Source organism: Flavobacterium sp. (assembly GCF_035195345.1).
GTDB lineage: Bacteria > Bacteroidota > Bacteroidia > Flavobacteriales > Flavobacteriaceae > Flavobacterium.
The window spans coordinates 2,181,746-2,201,257 of record NZ_CP136574.1 but is presented as its reverse complement, the minus strand read 5'-3'; the positions used below and the strand labels follow the sequence as shown (position 1 = coordinate 2,201,257).

The following is a 19,512-nucleotide window of genomic DNA, read 5'->3' as shown; positions in this document are numbered from 1 at the left end:
TTAAAAGAATCTTGGATTAATAACCCTTTCTGATTTTTTATTGAATTCATATCTTAAAAAGAACTCATGTGACCCTGAGTTATAATTATTAAGTTTTGTAGTTTCCATATCATAAGCATATCCAATAAACCAATTATCAGAAACTTGGAAACCAGCTAATAAACTTCCTGCTGCATCCCATCTATAAGCAGCCCCAATATTAAAACGTTCATGGAATAGAAAATTTGCAGAAAAATCAATTTGCAATGGAGAACCTTCTACAATTTTTGAAAGCAAAGCAGGTTTAAATTTAACCATTGGAGAAATATCAAAAACTTTACCCATAATAAAATAGTAATGTAAACGCTCTGCTGCTACAGAATTTTGAGAAAACGAAGCTTGCCCTTTATCAAAATGTCTGGTCTCTAAAAAGTTAGGAATTGAAAAACCAAAATAAGTTTTATCTGAATAATAATAAATTCCAGCCCCAACATTAGGCGAAAATTTATTATCAATATTATATTGTGCTAATGGATCTCCGGGATTGTATATATTAAGCTTTGTAAAATCAACATTCAAAAAATTCCCTGTTGCTTTAAGACCAAAAGCTAATTTATAGTTAACAGACACAGGAAATGAATACGAAAAATCTATTGAAATAGAACTTTCATCAGAAGGCCCTATACGATCATTAATAAACGATAATCCTAACCCTAATTTCTCATTCTTAAGGGGAGTATGAATTGCAAATGTATTTGTAACAGGAGCACCATCTAAACCAACCCATTGATTACGATGCAAACCAAATATACTTAATACATCTCTACTTCCAGCGTATGCAGGATTTATATTAATAGTATTATACATATATTGTGTGTATTGTGAATCTTGTTGTCCAAATGTAGGCAACCACACTAAGAATACAATAAAAAATATTTTTTTCATTTTATAAATTTTTAATATTTATTATGAAGAAGCTAATTCACTTCTTCAATAAATTTATCTATTAAGATATAAGTACCCTGAACGCTCTTTATTTGTTCCTTGATCATTAACATATTTAACTATATAAAAATAAGTCCCTATTGGTAATTCAGAATCTTGATTTATAGTTACCCTACCTTCAGATATGCCTCTAAAAAATTGCCCATTCTGTCCGTAACCTTTAGTTTCAAATACCTTCACACCCCATCTATTGTATATTTCCACAGAGTTATTAGGATATAACTCAATATTTCTAATCACAAATATATCATTATCCCCATCGGCATTTGGCGTAACTAAATTGAAGATTTCTAAGTCATCTTGCGACACACTATGGTTATTTATTTCTAAATAATCAGGGATTCCATTTCCATTAGAATCATTAGGATTATTAGGATTGTTACCAATCTCTTCACCATTATTTAAACCATCACCATCACAATCTCCAACTAAGAATTCTTGTGATTGAGGCAAGCTAACGTTTTCTTCAATTGACTCACATGGATCCGATAGATTAGTACCATCAATAATTTCTTGACCGTTAGTTACTCCATCACCGTCACAATCAGCAGCTAACCAAAGTCCTCCTTGAGGTAATACCACATGATTAAGAAAGTAATCACAAGGATTAATCGGATCAGTACCATCTATTACTTCTTGACCGTTTGAAACTCCATCACCATCGCAATCTCCTTGTAACCAAGCTAAATTAGGTGAAGCATCTTGATTTGAAACCGTCAAGTCACAAGAGTTTGAAGGATCAGTTCCGTCAATAATTTCCTGTCCATTAGTAACACCATCACCATCACAGTCATTAATTAGAAAATCTAAACAACTTCCTATAATAATAGAAACTGTAGCAACATCACAATTTGTTGGATTCAATATTTCACATATTTGATATTCTATTATATAGGATCCAGACGGCGTACCTGAAGGAATGAAAAGATTACCATTAGCATCAATAGACAAACCTGAAATACCACCAGTATTTAACAATGTTATTGTAATTAAACTATCTAAAACAGAAGCGCCATTTAATGTATCATTAAGTGTCAAATCACCTACAACACCTCCTGCGACTCCATTAAACAAACTTGATGTGTAATTGTCATCTACTGCAACTATCGGCGCTGCAACTACTGTAATAACAACATCTGCTGTGTCACAATTCGTTGGATTCAACACCTCACAGATAGAATAAGTAACCGTGTATGTTCCTGCTGAAATCCCTGATGCAATAGTAATAGTACCATCCGCATTTAATGTAAAGCCACTTGGAACAGTAACTGGTGTTAATATAATTTGTGATGGATTTACAACTGCTCCATTTAATGTGTCATTCGCTAACACAGAAGCTGTAGTGGATCCTGTATAACCATTGATTGAACTATAACTATCATCTACTGCAACTATCGGCGCTGCAACTACTGTAATAACAACATCTGCTGTGTCACAATTCGTTGGATTCAACACCTCACAGATAGAATAAGTAACCGTGTATGTTCCTGCTGAAATCCCTGATGCAATAGTAATAGTACCATCCGCATTTAATGTAAAGCCACTTGGAACAGTAACTGGTGTTAATATAATTTCTGATGGATTTACAACTACTCCATTTAATGTGTCATTCACTAACACAGAAGCTGTAGTGGATCCTGTATAACCATTGATTGAACTATAACTATCATCTACTGCAACTATCGGCGCTGCAACTACTGTAATAAAAACATCTGCTGTGTCACAATTCGTTGGATTCAACACCTCACAGATAGAATAAGTAACCGTGTATGTTCCTGCTGAAATCCCTGATGCAATAGTAATAGTACCATCCGCATTTAATGTAAAGCCACTTGGAACAGTAACTGGTGTTAATATAATTTGTGATGGATTTACAACTGCTCCATTTAATGTGTCATTCGCTAACACAGAAGCTGTAGTGGATCCTGTATAACCATTGATTGAACTATAACTATCATCTACTGCAACTATCGGCGCTGCAACTACTGTAATAACAACATCTGCTGTGTCACAATTCGTTGGATTCAACACCTCACAGATAGAATAAGTAACCGTGTATGTTCCTGCTGAAATTCCTGATGCAATAGTAATAGTACCATCCGCATTTAATGTAAAGCCACTTGGAACAGTAACTGGTGTTAATATAATTTGTGATGGATTTACAACTACTCCATTTAATGTGTCATTCACTAACACAGAAGCTGTAGTGGATCCTGTATAACCATTGATTGAACTATAACTATCATCTACTGCAACTATCGGCGCTGCAACTACTGTAATAACAACATCTGCTGTGTCACAATTCGTTGGATTCAACACCTCACAGATAGAATAAGTAACCGTGTATGTTCCTGCTGAAATCCCTGATGCAATAGTAATAGTACCATCCGCATTTAATGTAAAGCCACTTGGAACAGTAACTGGTGTTAATATAATTTGTGATGGATTTACAACTACTCCATTTAATGTGTCATTCACTAACACAGAAGCTGTAGTGGATCCTGTATAACCATTGATTGAACTATAACTATCATCTACTGCAACTATCGGCGCTGCAACTACTGTAATAACAACATCTGCTGTGTCACAATTCGTTGGATTCAACACCTCACAGATAGAATAAGTAACCGTGTACGTTCCTGCTGAAATCCCTGATGCAATAGTAATAGTACCATCCGCATTTAATGTAAAGCCACTTGGAACAGTAACTGGTGTTAATATAATTTGTGATGGATTTACAACTGCTCCATTTAATGTGTCATTCGCTAACACAGAAGCTGTAGTGGATCCTGTATAACCATTGATTGAACTATAACTATCATCTACTGCAACTATCGGCGCTGCAACTACTGTAATAACAACATCTGCTGTGTCACAATTCGTTGGATTCAACACCTCACAGATAGAATAAGTAACCGTGTATGTTCCTGCTGAAATCCCTGATGCAATAGTAATAGTACCATCCGCATTTAATGTAAAGCCACTTGGAACAGTAACTGGTGTTAATATAATTTGTGATGGATTTACAACTACTCCATTTAATGTGTCATTCACTAACACAGAAGCTGTAGTGGATCCTGTATAACCATTGATTGAACTATAACTATCATCTACTGCAACTATCGGCGCTGCAACTACTGTAATAAAAACATCTGCTGTGTCACAATTCGTTGGATTCAACACCTCACAGATAGAATAAGTAACCGTGTACGTTCCTGCTGAAATTCCTGATGCAATAGTAATAGTACCATCCGCATTTAATGTAAAGCCACTTGGAACAGTAACTGGTGTTAATATAATTTGTGATGGATTTACAACTACTCCATTTAATGTGTCATTCACTAACACAGAAGCTGTAGTGGATCCTGTATAACCATTGATTGAACTATAACTATCATCTACTGCAACTATCGGCGCTGCAACTACTGTAATAAAAACATCTGCTGTGTCACAATTCGTTGGATTCAACACCTCACAGATAGAATAAGTAACCGTGTACGTTCCTGCTGAAATTCCTGATGCAATAGTAATAGTACCATCCGCATTTAATGTAAAGCCACTTGGAACAGTAACTGGTGTTAATATAATTTGTGATGGATTTACAACTACTCCATTTAATGTGTCATTCACTAACACAGAAGCTGTAGTGGATCCTGTATAACCATTGATTGAACTATAACTATCATCTACTGCAACTATCGGCGCTGCAACTACTGTAATAAAAACATCTGCTGTGTCACAATTCGTTGGATTCAACACCTCACAGATAGAATAAGTAACCGTGTATGTTCCTGCTGAAATTCCTGATGCAATAGTAATAGTACCATCCGCATTTAATGTAAAGCCACTTGGAACAGTAACTGGTGTTAATATAATTTGTGATGGATTTACAACTACTCCATTTAATGTGTCATTCACTAACACAGAAGCTGTAGTGGATCCTGTATAACCATTGATTGAACTATAACTATCATCTACTGCAACTATCGGCGCTGCAACTACTGTAATAACAACATCTGCTGTGTCACAATTCGTTGGATTCAACACCTCACAGATAGAATAAGTAACCGTGTACGTTCCTGCTGAAATCCCTGATGCAATAGTAATAGTACCATCCGTATTTAATGTAAATCCACTTGGAACAGTAACTGGTGTTAATATAATTTGTGATGGATTTACAACTACTCCATTTAATGTGTCATTCGCTAACACAGAAGCTGTAGTGGATCCTGTATAACCATTGATTGAACTATAACTATCATCTACTGCAACTATCGGCGCTGCAACTACTGTAATAAAAACATCTGCTGTGTCACAATTCGTTGGATTCAACACCTCACAGATAGAATAAGTAACCGTGTACGTTCCTGCTGAAATCCCTGATGCAATAGTAATAGTACCATCCGCATTTAATGTAAAGCCACTTGGAACAGTAACTGGTGTTAATATAATTTGTGATGGATTTACAACTACTCCATTTAATGTGTCATTCACTAACACAGAAGCTGTAGTGGATCCTGTATAACCATTGATTGAACTATAACTATCATCTACTGCAACTATCGGCGCTGCAACTACTGTAATAAAAACATCTGCTGTGTCACAATTCGTTGGATTCAACACCTCACAGATAGAATAAGTAACCGTGTATGTTCCTGCTGAAATCCCTGATGCAATAGTAATAGTACCATCCGCATTTAATGTAAAGCCACTTGGAACAGTAACTGGTGTTAATATAATTTGTGATGGATTTACAACTGCTCCATTTAATGTGTCATTCGCTAACACAGAAGCTGTAGTGGATCCTGTATAACCATTGATTGAACTATAACTATCATCTACTGCAACTATCGGCGCTGCAACTACTGTAATAACAACATCTGCTGTGTCACAATTCGTTGGATTCAACACCTCACAGATAGAATAAGTAACCGTGTATGTTCCTGCTGAAATTCCTGATGCAATAGTAATAGTACCATCCGCATTTAATGTAAAGCCACTTGGAACAGTAACTGGTGTTAATATAATTTGTGATGGATTTACAACTACTCCATTTAATGTGTCATTCACTAACACAGAAGCTGTAGTGGATCCTGTATAACCATTGATTGAACTATAACTATCATCTACTGCAACTATCGGCGCTGCAACTACTGTAATAACAACATCTGCTGTGTCACAATTCGTTGGATTCAACACCTCACAGATAGAATAAGTAACCGTGTATGTTCCTGCTGAAATCCCTGATGCAATAGTAATAGTACCATCCGCATTTAATGTAAAGCCACTTGGAACAGTAACTGGTGTTAATATAATTTGTGATGGATTTACAATACTCCATTTAATGTGTCATTCACTAACACAGAAGCTGTAGTGGATCCTGTATAACCATTGATTGAACTATAACTATCATCTACTGCAACTATCGGCGCTGCAACTACTGTAATAACAACATCTGCTGTGTCACAATTCGTTGGATTCAACACCTCACAGATAGAATAAGTAACCGTGTACGTTCCTGCTGAAATCCCTGATGCAATAGTAATAGTACCATCCGTATTTAATGTAAATCCACTTGGAACAGTAACTGGTGTTAATATAATTTGTGATGGATTTACAACTACTCCATTTAATGTGTCATTCGCTAACACAGAAGCTGTAGTGGATCCTGTATAACCATTGATTGAACTATAACTATCATCTACTGCAACTATCGGCGCTGCAACTACTGTAATAAAAACATCTGCTGTGTCACAATTCGTTGGATTCAACACCTCACAGATAGAATAAGTAACCGTGTACGTTCCTGCTGAAATCCCTGATGCAATAGTAATAGTACCATCCGCATTTAATGTAAAGCCACTTGGAACAGTAACTGGTGTTAATATAATTTGTGATGGATTTACAACTACTCCATTTAATGTGTCATTCACTAACACAGAAGCTGTAGTGGATCCTGTATAACCATTGATTGAACTATAACTATCATCTACTGCAACTATCGGCGCTGCAACTACTGTAATAAAAACATCTGCTGTGTCACAATTCGTTGGATTCAACACCTCACAGATAGAATAAGTAACCGTGTACGTTCCTGCTGAAATTCCTGATGCAATAGTAATAGTACCATCCGCATTTAATGTAAAGCCACTTGGAACAGTAACTGGTGTTAATATAATTTGTGATGGATTTACAACTACTCCATTTAATGTGTCATTCACTAACACAGAAGCTGTAGTGGATCCTGTATAACCATTGATTGAACTATAACTATCATCTACTGCAACTATCGGCGCTGCAACTACTGTAATAAAAACATCTGCTGTGTCACAATTCGTTGGATTCAACACCTCACAGATAGAATAAGTAACCGTGTACGTTCCTGCTGAAATTCCTGATGCAATAGTAATAGTACCATCCGCATTTAATGTAAAGCCACTTGGAACAGTAACTGGTGTTAATATAATTTGTGATGGATTTACAACTACTCCATTTAATGTGTCATTCACTAACACAGAAGCTGTAGTGGATCCTGTATAACCATTGATTGAACTATAACTATCATCTACTGCACATATAGAGTTAAATACTGTTACACTATTTGCACCTGTTGTACTACATGTGTTATCTGCTGTAGAGCGAACACTTATGGTATACGTTCCTGCTGCTACTCCTGTAAAAGTAGCACTTGATTGGTAAGTGGTACCATCAATGCTGTACTCAACGCCTGATTGCGTTGTGAAAACAATCGTTCCTGTTGGTACGGCACATGTTGGTTGTACTGTGACACTTGCCGATGGGGTGATTGGAGCACTTGCTACTGCGTTTATGGTTAGTGTTGCGCCTGTTGTACTACATGTGTTATCTGCTGTAGAGCGAACACTTATGGTATACGTTCCTGCTGCTACTCCTGTAAAAGTAGCACTTGATTGGTAAGTGGTACCATCAATGCTGTACTCAACGCCTGATTGCGTTGTGAAAACAATCGTTCCTGTTGGTACGGCACATGTTGGTTGTACTGTGACACTTGCCGATGGGGTGATTGGAGCACTTGCTACTGCGTTTATGGTTAGTGTTGCGCCTGTTGTACTACATGTGTTATCTGCTGTAGAGCGAACACTTATGGTATACGTTCCTGCTGCAACTCCTGTGAAGGTAGCACTTGATTGGTAAGTGGTGCCATCAATGCTGTACTCAACGCCTGATTGCGTTGTGAATACTATTGTACCTGTTGTAACTGCACAAGTTGGTTGTACTGTGACACTCGCTGTTGGGGAACTTGGTGCACTTGGTACTGCGTTTATGGTTACTGTTGCGCCTGTTGTACTACATGTGTTATCTGCTGTAGAGCGAACACTTATGGTATAAGTTCCTGCTGCAACTCCTGTGAAGGTAGCACTTGATTGGTAAGTGGTGCCATCAATGCTGTACTCAACGCCTGATTGCGTTGTGAAAACAATCGTTCCTGTTGGTACGGCACATGTTGGTTGTACTGTGACACTTGCCGATGGGGTGCTTGGAGCACTTGCTACTGCGTTTATGGTTACTGTTGCGCCTGTTGTACTACATGTGTTATCTGCTGTAGAGCGAACACTTATGGTATACGTTCCTGCTGCAACTCCTGTGAAGGTAGCACTTGATTGGTAAGTGGTGCCATCAATGCTGTACTCAACGCCTGATTGCGTTGTGAAAACAATCGTTCCTGTTGGTACGGCACATGTTGGTTGTACTGTGACACTTGCCGATGGGGTGCTTGGAGCACTTGCTACTGCGTTTATGGTTACTGTTGCGCCTGTTGTACTACATGTGTTATCTGCTGTAGAGCGAACACTTATGGTATACGTTCCTGCTGCAACTCCTGTGAAGGTAGCACTTGATTGGTAAGTGGCGCCATCAATGCTGTACTCAACGCCTGATTGCGTTGTGAAAACAATCGTTCCTGTTGGTACGGCACATGTTGGTTGTACTGTGACACTCGCTGTTGGGGAACTTGGTGCACTTGGTACTGCGTTTATGGTTACTGTTGCGCCTGTTGTACTACATGTGTTATCTGCTGTAGAGCGAACACTTATGGTATACGTTCCTGCTGCAACTCCTGTGAAGGTAGCACTTGATTGGTAAGTGGTGCCATCAATGCTGTACTCAACGCCTGATTGCGTTGTGAAAACAATCGTTCCTGTTGGTACGGCACATGTTGGTTGTACTGTGACACTCGCTGTTGGGGAACTTGGTGCACTTGGTACTGCGTTTATGGTTACTGTTGCGCCTGTTGTACTACAGGTGTTATCTGCTGTAGAGCGAACACTTATGGTATACGTTCCTGCTGCAACTCCTGTGAAGGTAGCACTTGATTGGTAAGTGGTGCCATCAATGCTGTACTCAACGCCTGATTGCGTTGTGAAAACAATCGTTCCTGTTGGTACGGCACATGTTGGTTGTACTGTGACACTCGCTGTTGGGGAACTTGGTGCACTTGGTACTGCGTTTATGGTTACTGTTGCGCCTGTTGTACTACATGTGTTATCTGCTGTAGAGCGAACACTTATGGTATACGTTCCTGCTGCAACTCCTGTGAAGGTAGCACTTGATTGGTAAGTGGTGCCATCAATGCTGTACTCAACGCCTGATTGCGTTGTGAAAACAATCGTTCCTGTTGGTACGGCACATGTTGGTTGTACTGTGACACTTGCCGATGGGGTGCTTGGTGCACTCTTTACTGCATCTATTGTTACTGTTGCACCTGTTGTACTACATGTGTTATCTGCTGTAGATCGAACACTTATGGTATACGTTCCTGCTGCTACTCCTGTGAAGGTAGCACTTGATTGGTAAGTGGTACCATCAATGCTGTACTCAACGCCTGATTGCGTTGTGAAAACAATCGTTCCTGTTGGTACGGCACACGTTGGTTGTACTGTGACACTTGCCGATGGGGAGCTTGGTGCACTTGGTACTGCGTTTATGGTTAGTGTTGCGCCTGTTGTACTACATGTGTTATCTGCTGTAGAGCGAACACTTATGGTATACGTTCCTGCTGCAACTCCTGTGAAGGTAGCACTTGATTGGTAAGTGGTGCCATCAATGCTGTACTCAACGCCTGATTGCGTTGTGAAAACAATCGTTCCTGTTGGTACGGCACATGTTGGTTGTACTGTGACACTTGCCGATGGGGTGCTTGGTGCACTCTTTACTGCATCTATTGTTACTGTTGCACCTGTTGTACTACATGTGTTATCTGCTGTAGAGCGAACACTTATGGTATACGTTCCTGCTGCTACTCCTGTGAAAGTAGCACTTGATTGGTAAGTGGTGCCATCAATGCTGTACTCAACGCCTGATTGCGTTGTGAAAACAATCGTTCCTGTTGGTACGGCACACGTTGGTTGTACTGTGACACTCGCTGTTGGGGAACTTGGTGCACTTGCTACTGCGTTTATGGTTACTGTTGCGCCTGTTGTACTACATGTGTTATCTGCTGTAGAGCGAACACTTATGGTATACGTTCCTGCTGCTACTCCTGTGAAAGTAGCACTTGATTGGTAAGTGGTGCCATCAATGCTGTACTCAACGCCTGATTGCGTTGTGAAAACAATCGTTCCTGTTGGTACGGCACACGTTGGTTGTACTGTGACACTTGCCGATGGGGTGCTTGGAGCACTTGCTACTGCGTTTATGGTTACTGTTGCGCCTGTTGTACTACATGTGTTATCTGCTGTAGAGCGAACACTTATGGTATAAGTTCCTGCTGCAACTCCTGTGAAGGTAGCACTTGATTGGTAAGTGGTGCCATCAATGCTGTACTCAACGCCTGATTGCGTTGTGAAAACAATCGTTCCTGTTGGTACGGCACACGTTGGTTGTACTGTGACACTTGCTGTTGGGGAGCTTGGAGCACTTACTACTGCGTTTATGGTTACTGTTGCGCCTGTTGTACTACATGTGTTATCTGCTGTAGAGCGAACACTTATGGTATACGTTCCTGCTGCAACTCCTGTGAAGGTAGCACTTGATTGGTAAGTGGTGTCATCAATGCTGTACTCAACGCCTGATTGCGTTGTGAAAACAATCGTTCCTGTTGGTACGGCACACGTTGGTTGTACTGTGACACTTGCTGTTGGGGAGCTTGGAGCACTTACTACTGCGTTTATGGTTAGTGTTGCGCCTGTTGTACTACATGTGTTATCTGCTGTAGAGCGAACACTTATGTTATACGTTCCTGCTGCAACTCCTGTGAAGGTAGCACTTGATTGGTAAGTGGTGCCATCAATGCTGTACTCAACGCCTGATTGCGTTGTGAATACTATTGTACCTGTTGTAACTGCACAAGTTGGTTGTACTGTGACACTTGCCGATGGGGAGCTTGGTGCACTTGGTACTGCGTTTATGGTTACTGTTGCGCCTGTTGTACTACAGGTGTTATCTGCTGTAGAGCGAACACTTATGGTATACGTTCCTGCTGCAACTCCTGTGAAGGTAGCACTTGATTGGTAAGTGGCGCCATCAATGCTGTAATCAACGCCTGATTGCGTTGTGAAAACAATCGTTCCTGTTGGTACGGCACACGTTGGTTGTACTGTGACACTTGCCGATGGGGTGCTTGGAGCACTTGCTACTGCGTTTATGGTTACTGTTGCGCCTGTTGTACTACATGTGTTATCTGCTGTAGAGCGAACACTTATGTTATACGTTCCTGCTGCAACTCCTGTGAAGGTAGCACTTGATTGGTAAGTGGTGCCATCAATGCTGTACTCAACGCCTGATTGCGTTGTGAATACTATTGTACCTGTTGTAACTGCACAAGTTGGTTGTACTGTGACACTTGCCGATGGGGAGCTTGGTGCACTTGGTACTGCGTTTATGGTTACTGTTGCGCCTGTTGTACTACAGGTGTTATCTGCTGTAGAGCGAACACTTATGGTATACGTTCCTGCTGCAACTCCTGTGAAGGTAGCACTTGATTGGTAAGTGGCGCCATCAATGCTGTAATCAACGCCTGATTGCGTTGTGAAAACAATCGTTCCTGTTGGTACGGCACACGTTGGTTGTACTGTGACACTTGCTGTTGGGGAGCTTGGAGCACTTACTACTGCGTTTATGGTTAGTGTTGCGCCTGTTGTACTACATGTGTTATCTGCTGTAGAGCGAACACTTATGGTATACGTTCCTGCTGCAACTCCTGTGAAGGTAGCACTTGATTGGTAAGTGGTACCATCAATGCTGTACTCAACGCCTGATTGCGTTGTGAAAACAATCGTTCCTGTTGGTACGGCACATGTTGGTTGAACTGTGACACTTGCCGATGGGGTGCTTGGAGCACTTGCTACTGCGTTTACGGTTACTGTTGCGCCTGTTGTACTACATGTGTTATCTGCTGTAGATCGAACACTTATGGTATACGTTCCTGCTGCAACTCCTGTGAAGGTAGCACTTGATTGGTAAGTGGTGCCATCAATGCTGTACTCAACGCCTGATTGCGTTGTGAATACTATTGTACCTGTTGTAACTGCACAAGTTGGTTGTACTGTGACACTCGCTGTTGGGGAGCTTGGTGCACTTGCTACTGCGTTTATGGTTAGTGTTGCGCCTGTTGTACTACAGGTGTTATCTGCTGTAGAGCGAACACTTATGGTATACGTTCCTGCTGCAACTCCTGTGAAGGTAGCACTTGATTGGTAAGTGGTGCCATCAATGCTGTACTCAACGCCTGATTGCGTTGTGAAAACAATCGTTCCTGTTGGTACAGCACATGTTGGTTGTACTGTGACACTTGCCGATGGGGTGCTTGGAGCACTTGCTACTGCGTTTATGGTTACTGTTGCGCCTGTTGTACTACAGGTGTTATCTGCTGTAGAGCGAACACTTATGGTATACGTTCCTGCTGCAACTCCTGTGAAGGTAGCACTTGATTGGTAAGTGGTGTCATCAATGCTGTACTCAACACCTGATTGCGTTGTGAAAACAATCGTTCCTGTTGGTACGGCACATGTTGGTTGTACTGTGACACTTGCTGTTGGGGAGCTTGGAGCACTTACTACTGCGTTTATGGTTAGTGTTGCGCCTGTTGTACTACATGTGTTATCTGCTGTAGAGCGAACACTTATGGTATACGTTCCTGCTGCAACTCCTGTGAAGGTAGCACTTGATTGGTAAGTGGTACCATCAATGCTGTACTCAACGCCTGATTGCGTTGTGAAAACAATCGTTCCTGTTGGTACGGCACATGTTGGTTGTACTGTGACACTTGCCGATGGGGTGCTTGGAGCACTTGCTACTGCGTTTACGGTTACTGTTGCGCCTGTTGTACTACATGTGTTATCTGCTGTAGAGCGAACACTTATGGTATACGTTCCTGCTGCAACTCCTGTGAAGGTAGCACTTGATTGGTAAGTGGTGCCATCAATGCTGTACTCAACGCCTGATTGCGTTGTGAATACTATTGTACCTGTTGTAACTGCACAAGTTGGTTGTACTGTGACACTCGCTGTTGGGGAGCTTGGTGCACTTGCTACTGCGTTTATGGTTAGTGTTGCGCCTGTTGTACTACAGGTGTTATCTGCTGTAGAGCGAACACTTATGGTATACGTTCCTGCTGCAACTCCTGTGAAGGTAGCACTTGATTGGTAAGTGGTGCCATCAATGCTGTACTCAACGCCTGATTGCGTTGTGAAAACAATCGTTCCTGTTGGTACAGCACATGTTGGTTGTACTGTGACACTTGCCGATGGGGTGCTTGGAGCACTTGCTACTGCGTTTATGGTTACTGTTGCGCCAGTTGTTATGCAAGAAGTGTTTGTTGTGGAGCGAACTCTCAATGTGTAAGTACCTGGTGCAACTCCTGTGAAGGTAGCACTTGATTGGTAGGTGGTGCCATTAATGCTGTACTCAACGCCTGATTGCGTTGTGAAAACAATCGTTCCTGTTGGTACGGCACACGTTGGTTGTACTGTGACACTTGCCGATGGAGAGCTTGGTGCACTTGGTACCGCGTTTACGGTTACACTACTTGAACCTGAAGTAATACAGGTATTATCTGTTGTTGAGCGAACACGAAGTGTGTAAGTACCTGGTGCAACTCCTGTAAAAGTAGCACTTGATTGGTAGGTGGTACCATTAATACTGTAATCTACTCCTGATTGCGTAGTGAATACTATTGTACCTGTTGTGACGGCACAAGTTGGTTGTACTGTTACACTCGCTGTTGGAGAGCTTGGTGCACTTGGTACTGCGTTTATGGTTACTGTTGCTCCAGTTGTTATGCAAGAAGTGTTTGTTGTGGAGCGAACTCTCAATGTGTAAGTACCTGGTGCAACTCCTGTGAAGGTAGCACTTGATTGGTAGGTGGTGCCATTAATGCTGTACTCAACTCCTGATTGCGTTGTGAAAACAATCGTTCCTGTTGTGACAGCACAAGTTGGTTGTACTGTGACACTTGCCGATGGGGTGCTTGGTGCACTTGCTACTGCGTTTACAGTTACTGTTGCACCTGTTGTAACTAATGTATTATCCGCTGTAGAGCGTACTCTTAATGTGTAGGTGCCTGGAGCAACTCCTGTGAAGGTAGCACTTGATTGGTAAGTAGTACCATTAATGCTGTATTCAACGCCTGTTGGAGATGTAAAAACTATTGTTCCAGTTGGTATGGCACATGTTGGTTGTACTGTCACACTTGCTATTGGAGTGGCTGGAGGAAGCGGACATCCGTTAGTGCCGACCGTAACACCAAGAGCAGTATTGGGACAGGTATCATTAGCATCAATTATACCATCACTATCTGAATCTAAAGTTGATACTGCAGTTCCAAAACTAGGACCGACAGAAAAATCTAAAAAAAAGAAAGCTAGACCACTTCCTTCAGACCCCATATTTATAGTAACATTTGAAATAAAATTTTCATATTTTAACCTTACTCTAGTTTGATCTGTTATTGTTGTACCGCTATTTAAATAATGAGTTGACCTGAATTTTGTAGTATTCTCGCTTGGGATTGGAATTACATTAATTACTGTATTTCCTGATGGAGGAGTATTACTAGTATTGGTTGAAGTTAAAAAAGGCCCACCAAGTTCATAAGAAGAAAAAAATTGAAACTCATTAAATTGATTTGTTCCAGCACTACCATTACCATCTAAATCATAAGAATTTATATAAAAATTTTTTATCTGAATATTTGTTCCTGTATTTGTAGTATTATTATAAGAACCTCCTAAAATAAATTGAAAATTTACTTTAAAAGAACCTCCTCCAGATCCAAAAGATAATCTAGGATTAAAAAATGGTATTTCTGCAGCAGTACCACCACCATCATAGTTTTGAAATGATGAAACATTACTTACTGACACTGTTGTTACTATAACATCAATAGATTGCCCACCTATTGTGATTACATTTGTATATAAAACTTTATTGCCATTACTTTGGCCATTTCCAATTTTATTAGAAAAGTTAGTCCCAAAATTAAATGAATTAAAATTTGCATCATATGTTTGAGATAACAATGCATTTGAAAAAAACAATAGTAGAATGCTAATAAATAATTTTTTCATGATTATGTAATTCCTTTTTTTATCGAATTTGTTATATGATAATCTATTTAATTAAATGACTTAAATTTTATGAACTGAATTTTGAAAAAATATAAATATTTAAAAATCAAAATCAACTATCAACACACAAGGTAAAGTCACAAAATGCAAAAATAAAATTAATAATTCGAAAAAATATATAGAAAAAATATAGAAAAAAATAAATTTTGAAGTTCTTAAATCTATGACAAAAAAACATGTTTTTACATCATAACAAACTGTTATTGTATTAGTTATTATTTATTTAATATAAAAAATAAAGCTGAAAATCGAAATAATCACTATTTTTCATTATTGTCTTTTATAGAAAATATGTCATTTAATAAAAGCAAAAAAAATAATAGCGAAAATCCATTTGGGAAGATAGGTTATGCAAAAAATTCTAATAATCAAAAAAATAAAAATCCTAAATTTAAATGCGAAAGGAGACATAAATATTAAATTCTTCCTCTTTAGGCTGACTAATTTTTATACTTACCATATCAAGTCAACAGGTTTTATACTTGATCCCTATTTTAGACTTGATTCAAAAATGCATGAATTTTTTAAAGAATAAAAAGAATAAAAAAATCCCACATTTCTGTAGGATTTAATTTGGTGGGCGATGAGGGGTTCGAACCCCCGACCCCCTCGGTGTAAACGAGGTGCTCTGAACCAGCTGAGCTAATCGCCCTAATAAGACGCTTTACTATTACCGTATTGCGAGTGCAAATATACAAGGAATATTTGTATCTGCAAGTGTTTTTGAAAAAAAATTAAACAATTTCAGCCACTACAAAAGTACTTCCACCAATATAAATAAAATCAGCATCTTGAGCGGCATCTAATGCTGCAATATAAGCACTTGAAACAGAATCAAATACTTCTCCTTGCAAACCAAAATTAGCTGCTTTAACTTGTAATAATTCTGCATTCAGTCCACGAGGAAGATTGGGTTTACAGAAATAATATTTTGCATTTTTTGGAAACAAAGGCAAAACAGTATCTAAATCCTTATCATTTACAACACCCAAAACCACATGAAGTGTTTCAAATTGATGTTTGCTTATTTGACTTACTACCACTTTTAAACCGTGACTATTATGCGCCGTATCGCAAACTACAAAAGGTTTTTGTTTTAAAATTTGCCATCTACCAAGCAATCCTGTATTTAGAATTACATTTTTCAAACCTAACATAATATGATTTTCTTCGATTTTAAATTGCGATTGTAATAATTCGGTGGTTTGAAGAACCGTTTTCTTGTTATGAATTTGATAATGTCCTAATAAAGCACATTCGTAAAAAACTTCTGGATTATCTTGTGCGAAATAAATTGGGGCATTTTCTATTTTAGATTTAGCAACAAAAACTGCTTTTGTTTCATCTGAATATTCACCTATTACAACTGGAATATTCGATTTGATAATTCCAGCTTTTTCTGCAGCTATTTTTGGCAAAGTATCCCCTAAAAATTGCGTATGATCTAAACCAATATTGGTAATTACAGAAACTAATGGAGTAATTACATTGGTAGAATCTAACCTACCCCCCATTCCCACTTCAATTACAGCTACATCAACTTGCTCTTTTGCAAAATAATCAAAGGCTAAGCCAACGGTCATTTCAAAAAAACTCAACTGATTCTCTTCAAAAAAAGACTTATTGAGAGCTACAAAATCAACCACAAATTCTTCAGAAATCATTTCGTGATTAATACGAATACGTTCTCGAAAATCTTTTAAATGTGGCGATGTATACAATCCAACTTTATAACCCGCTTCTTGCAAAATTGAAGCAATCATAGACGATGTTGAACCTTTTCCATTGGTCCCCGCTACATGAATGGATTTAAATTTAGTTTCGGGATGATGCAAATGTTCGACCAACAATAAAGTATTGGTCAAATCTTTCTTATACGCAGAAGCGCCTTGCATTTGAAACATCGGTAACTGGTCAAATAACCATGCTGTTGTTTCTTGATACGTCATTTTGAAAGGGATAACAAAAAATTATTCTCCTACTTGGAAATTCACAACCACAAAACCAATTTGAGTATCTGGTGCATTAGCGTCGGGTTGCCATTTGAAAGTTTTGGCAGTTTCTAGTGCTGGATTAACTAAACAAGGATTTGTATTGGTTGTACCTTGAGAACGTTCAGCTTTTATTACACTACCTTGGCGGTTTACCCAAACCTTAACAACAACCTTTCCAGACTCATTACAATCCTGTACTTTTTTGCTATTTCCTGCTAGTTTTCTACCTGCTAAACCCCAACCTGTTCCTTTTCCTGTCCCAATTCCATCTCCGGAGCCATTACCATAAAAGCTATTGGCATACAAGCTTCCATTTTCTTTTCCTTTATCTCCACCTTCAGAATCATCTCCATGACCTGATTGTGAAGTACCATCTTGTTTTGGACCTTTTATAATACTGTTTAAAGCACTGTTACTAGGTTTTGTTGGCTTAGTTTCTGTTGGTTTAACCACAGGTTTTGTTTCAGAAGGCTTAGTAACTGGTTTTTTAATATCTTTTTTTGGCAATATTACTGGCGCCTCTTCATCTTGTGTTAAGATATCGTCTTCTTCTGCTGGAACAGGTTCTGACTGCGCTTGATCGGGAGACATTTGCACAGGCTCTGTTGGTTGAATTTCACCACTACCTGTATCGCTAGTTCCAAAGTTAACCGCAATACCGTTTTCTGGTGGAGGATCCATGTATGTTAGTCCGAAAATAGTAAACAAAAGAAAAAGTATCACAAAAATAACCGACGTTACTGTGAATGATTTTTTTTCTTCAGGTGTTTCTAAAAATTTCATTTTTACTATTTAGGATTAACCGCAATAACCATTTTAATTTGATTTCGATATGCAATTTCCATTACTTTAACCACCTTTTCATGTGGAACAGATTTCTCTGCACGCAATACGATAGCTTTATCTTTAGAAGTAGCAAACAAAGCCAATAATTGGTTTTCCAAATCGGCTTCGTTTACTTTATCTTTATCAATGAAGAAATTCAAATCTTTATCAATACTTACCGAAGTACTTTTATTACTATCAGTTTTCCCCTTTGCTTTTGGCAATACTAAATCTAGAGCATTAGTAGTTACCATAGTGGAAGTTAGCATGAAAAAGATAAGCAACAAGAACACTATGTCGGTCATTGACGACATATTGAATTCTGTTGATACTTTATTTCTTGTTTTACCTAACTTCATTATACAGGTTCGTTTAATAAATCTAAGAAATCTACAGCGTTAGCTTCCATTTGATTCACCACTTTATTAGTTTTTACAACTAAATGGTTATACCCAACGTAAGCTATAATTCCAACTACTAATCCTACAACTGTAGTGGTCATAGCAGTATAAATTCCTTCTGCTAATGCGCCAACCTCAATTTGACCACCGCCGCTAGCCATTTTATGGAAAGCAAGAATCATACCAACAACTGTACCAAGGAAACCAACCATAGGTCCGGCTCCAGAAATAGTAGCCAACATACTTGTGTTCTTTTCTAATTTGTATAATTCTAAATTACCTGCATTTTCAATAGCTGTATTTATGTCTTCAAGTGGTTTTCCAATTCGAGAAATTCCTTTTTCAATTAATCGAGCTACAGGAGAATTTGTTTGTGCACACAACATTTTTGCGGCATCAATCTTACCCGACATAATATTCATTTTAATATTATTCATAAAGCTAGCATCTATTTTTGACGCTTTATTAATTGCCATTAATCGTTCAAAATATAGGAACAAGGCAAAAAATAATTGTATAAAAAGAACTAACATAATTAACTGACCGCCAATACCACCACTAGTTAATAAACTCCACATTGATAAAGTTTGTTCAGTTGGTTGAGCTTCAGCCACTACTTGACTTGCTATGGCTAAACTATCTGCTTGAAGAAATATACTCATAGTAATTACTTAATTTATATTAAAAACGCATATATAATATTAT

Annotated in this window: 7 protein-coding genes and 1 tRNA gene; all 8 read right to left on the bottom strand. The window is 38.8% G+C overall.

Translation table 11 applies throughout. The features are described from left to right. Nucleotides 1-924, bottom strand: coding sequence for a PorP/SprF family type IX secretion system membrane protein (locus RSE15_RS10385; RefSeq protein WP_324068289.1), 924 nt, complete (start codon nucleotides 922-924; stop codon nucleotides 1-3). A 54-nt stretch (nucleotides 925-978) separates the two neighbouring features. After that, nucleotides 979-6,180 carry a T9SS type B sorting domain-containing protein gene (locus tag RSE15_RS10380; RefSeq protein ID WP_324068287.1) on the bottom strand — a complete coding sequence of 1,734 codons (5,202 nt, stop codon included), beginning with the start codon at nucleotides 6,178-6,180 and terminating at the stop codon, nucleotides 979-981. Nucleotides 6,181-6,311: 131 nt separating this feature from the next. Beyond that, nucleotides 6,312-15,527 (bottom strand): hypothetical protein, encoded by a 9,216-nt coding sequence (locus RSE15_RS10375; protein ID WP_324068284.1) that lies wholly within the window; start codon nucleotides 15,525-15,527, stop codon nucleotides 6,312-6,314. A 634-nt stretch (nucleotides 15,528-16,161) separates the two neighbouring features. After that, a tRNA-Val gene (locus RSE15_RS10370) sits at nucleotides 16,162-16,239 on the bottom strand. 82 nt (nucleotides 16,240-16,321) lie between these two features. Continuing rightward, nucleotides 16,322-17,536, bottom strand: coding sequence for a bifunctional folylpolyglutamate synthase/dihydrofolate synthase (locus RSE15_RS10365; RefSeq protein ID WP_324068282.1), 1,215 nt, complete (start codon nucleotides 17,534-17,536; stop codon nucleotides 16,322-16,324). Between the two features lie 21 nt (nucleotides 17,537-17,557). Then, nucleotides 17,558-18,364 carry an energy transducer TonB gene (locus RSE15_RS10360; protein WP_324068280.1) on the bottom strand — a complete coding sequence of 269 codons (807 nt, stop codon included), beginning with the start codon at nucleotides 18,362-18,364 and terminating at the stop codon, nucleotides 17,558-17,560. 5 nt (nucleotides 18,365-18,369) lie between these two features. After that, a complete protein-coding gene (locus RSE15_RS10355) occupies nucleotides 18,370-18,765 on the bottom strand; it encodes an ExbD/TolR family protein (protein WP_324068278.1) in 396 nt (131 codons plus the stop codon). Further along, nucleotides 18,765-19,469: a MotA/TolQ/ExbB proton channel family protein gene (locus tag RSE15_RS10350; protein ID WP_324068276.1), complete on the bottom strand. Its 705-nt coding sequence runs from the start codon at nucleotides 19,467-19,469 to the stop codon at nucleotides 18,765-18,767. Before RSE15_RS10350 ends, RSE15_RS10355 begins: the two co-directional genes overlap by 1 nt. Between the last annotated feature and the right edge of the window lie 43 nt (nucleotides 19,470-19,512).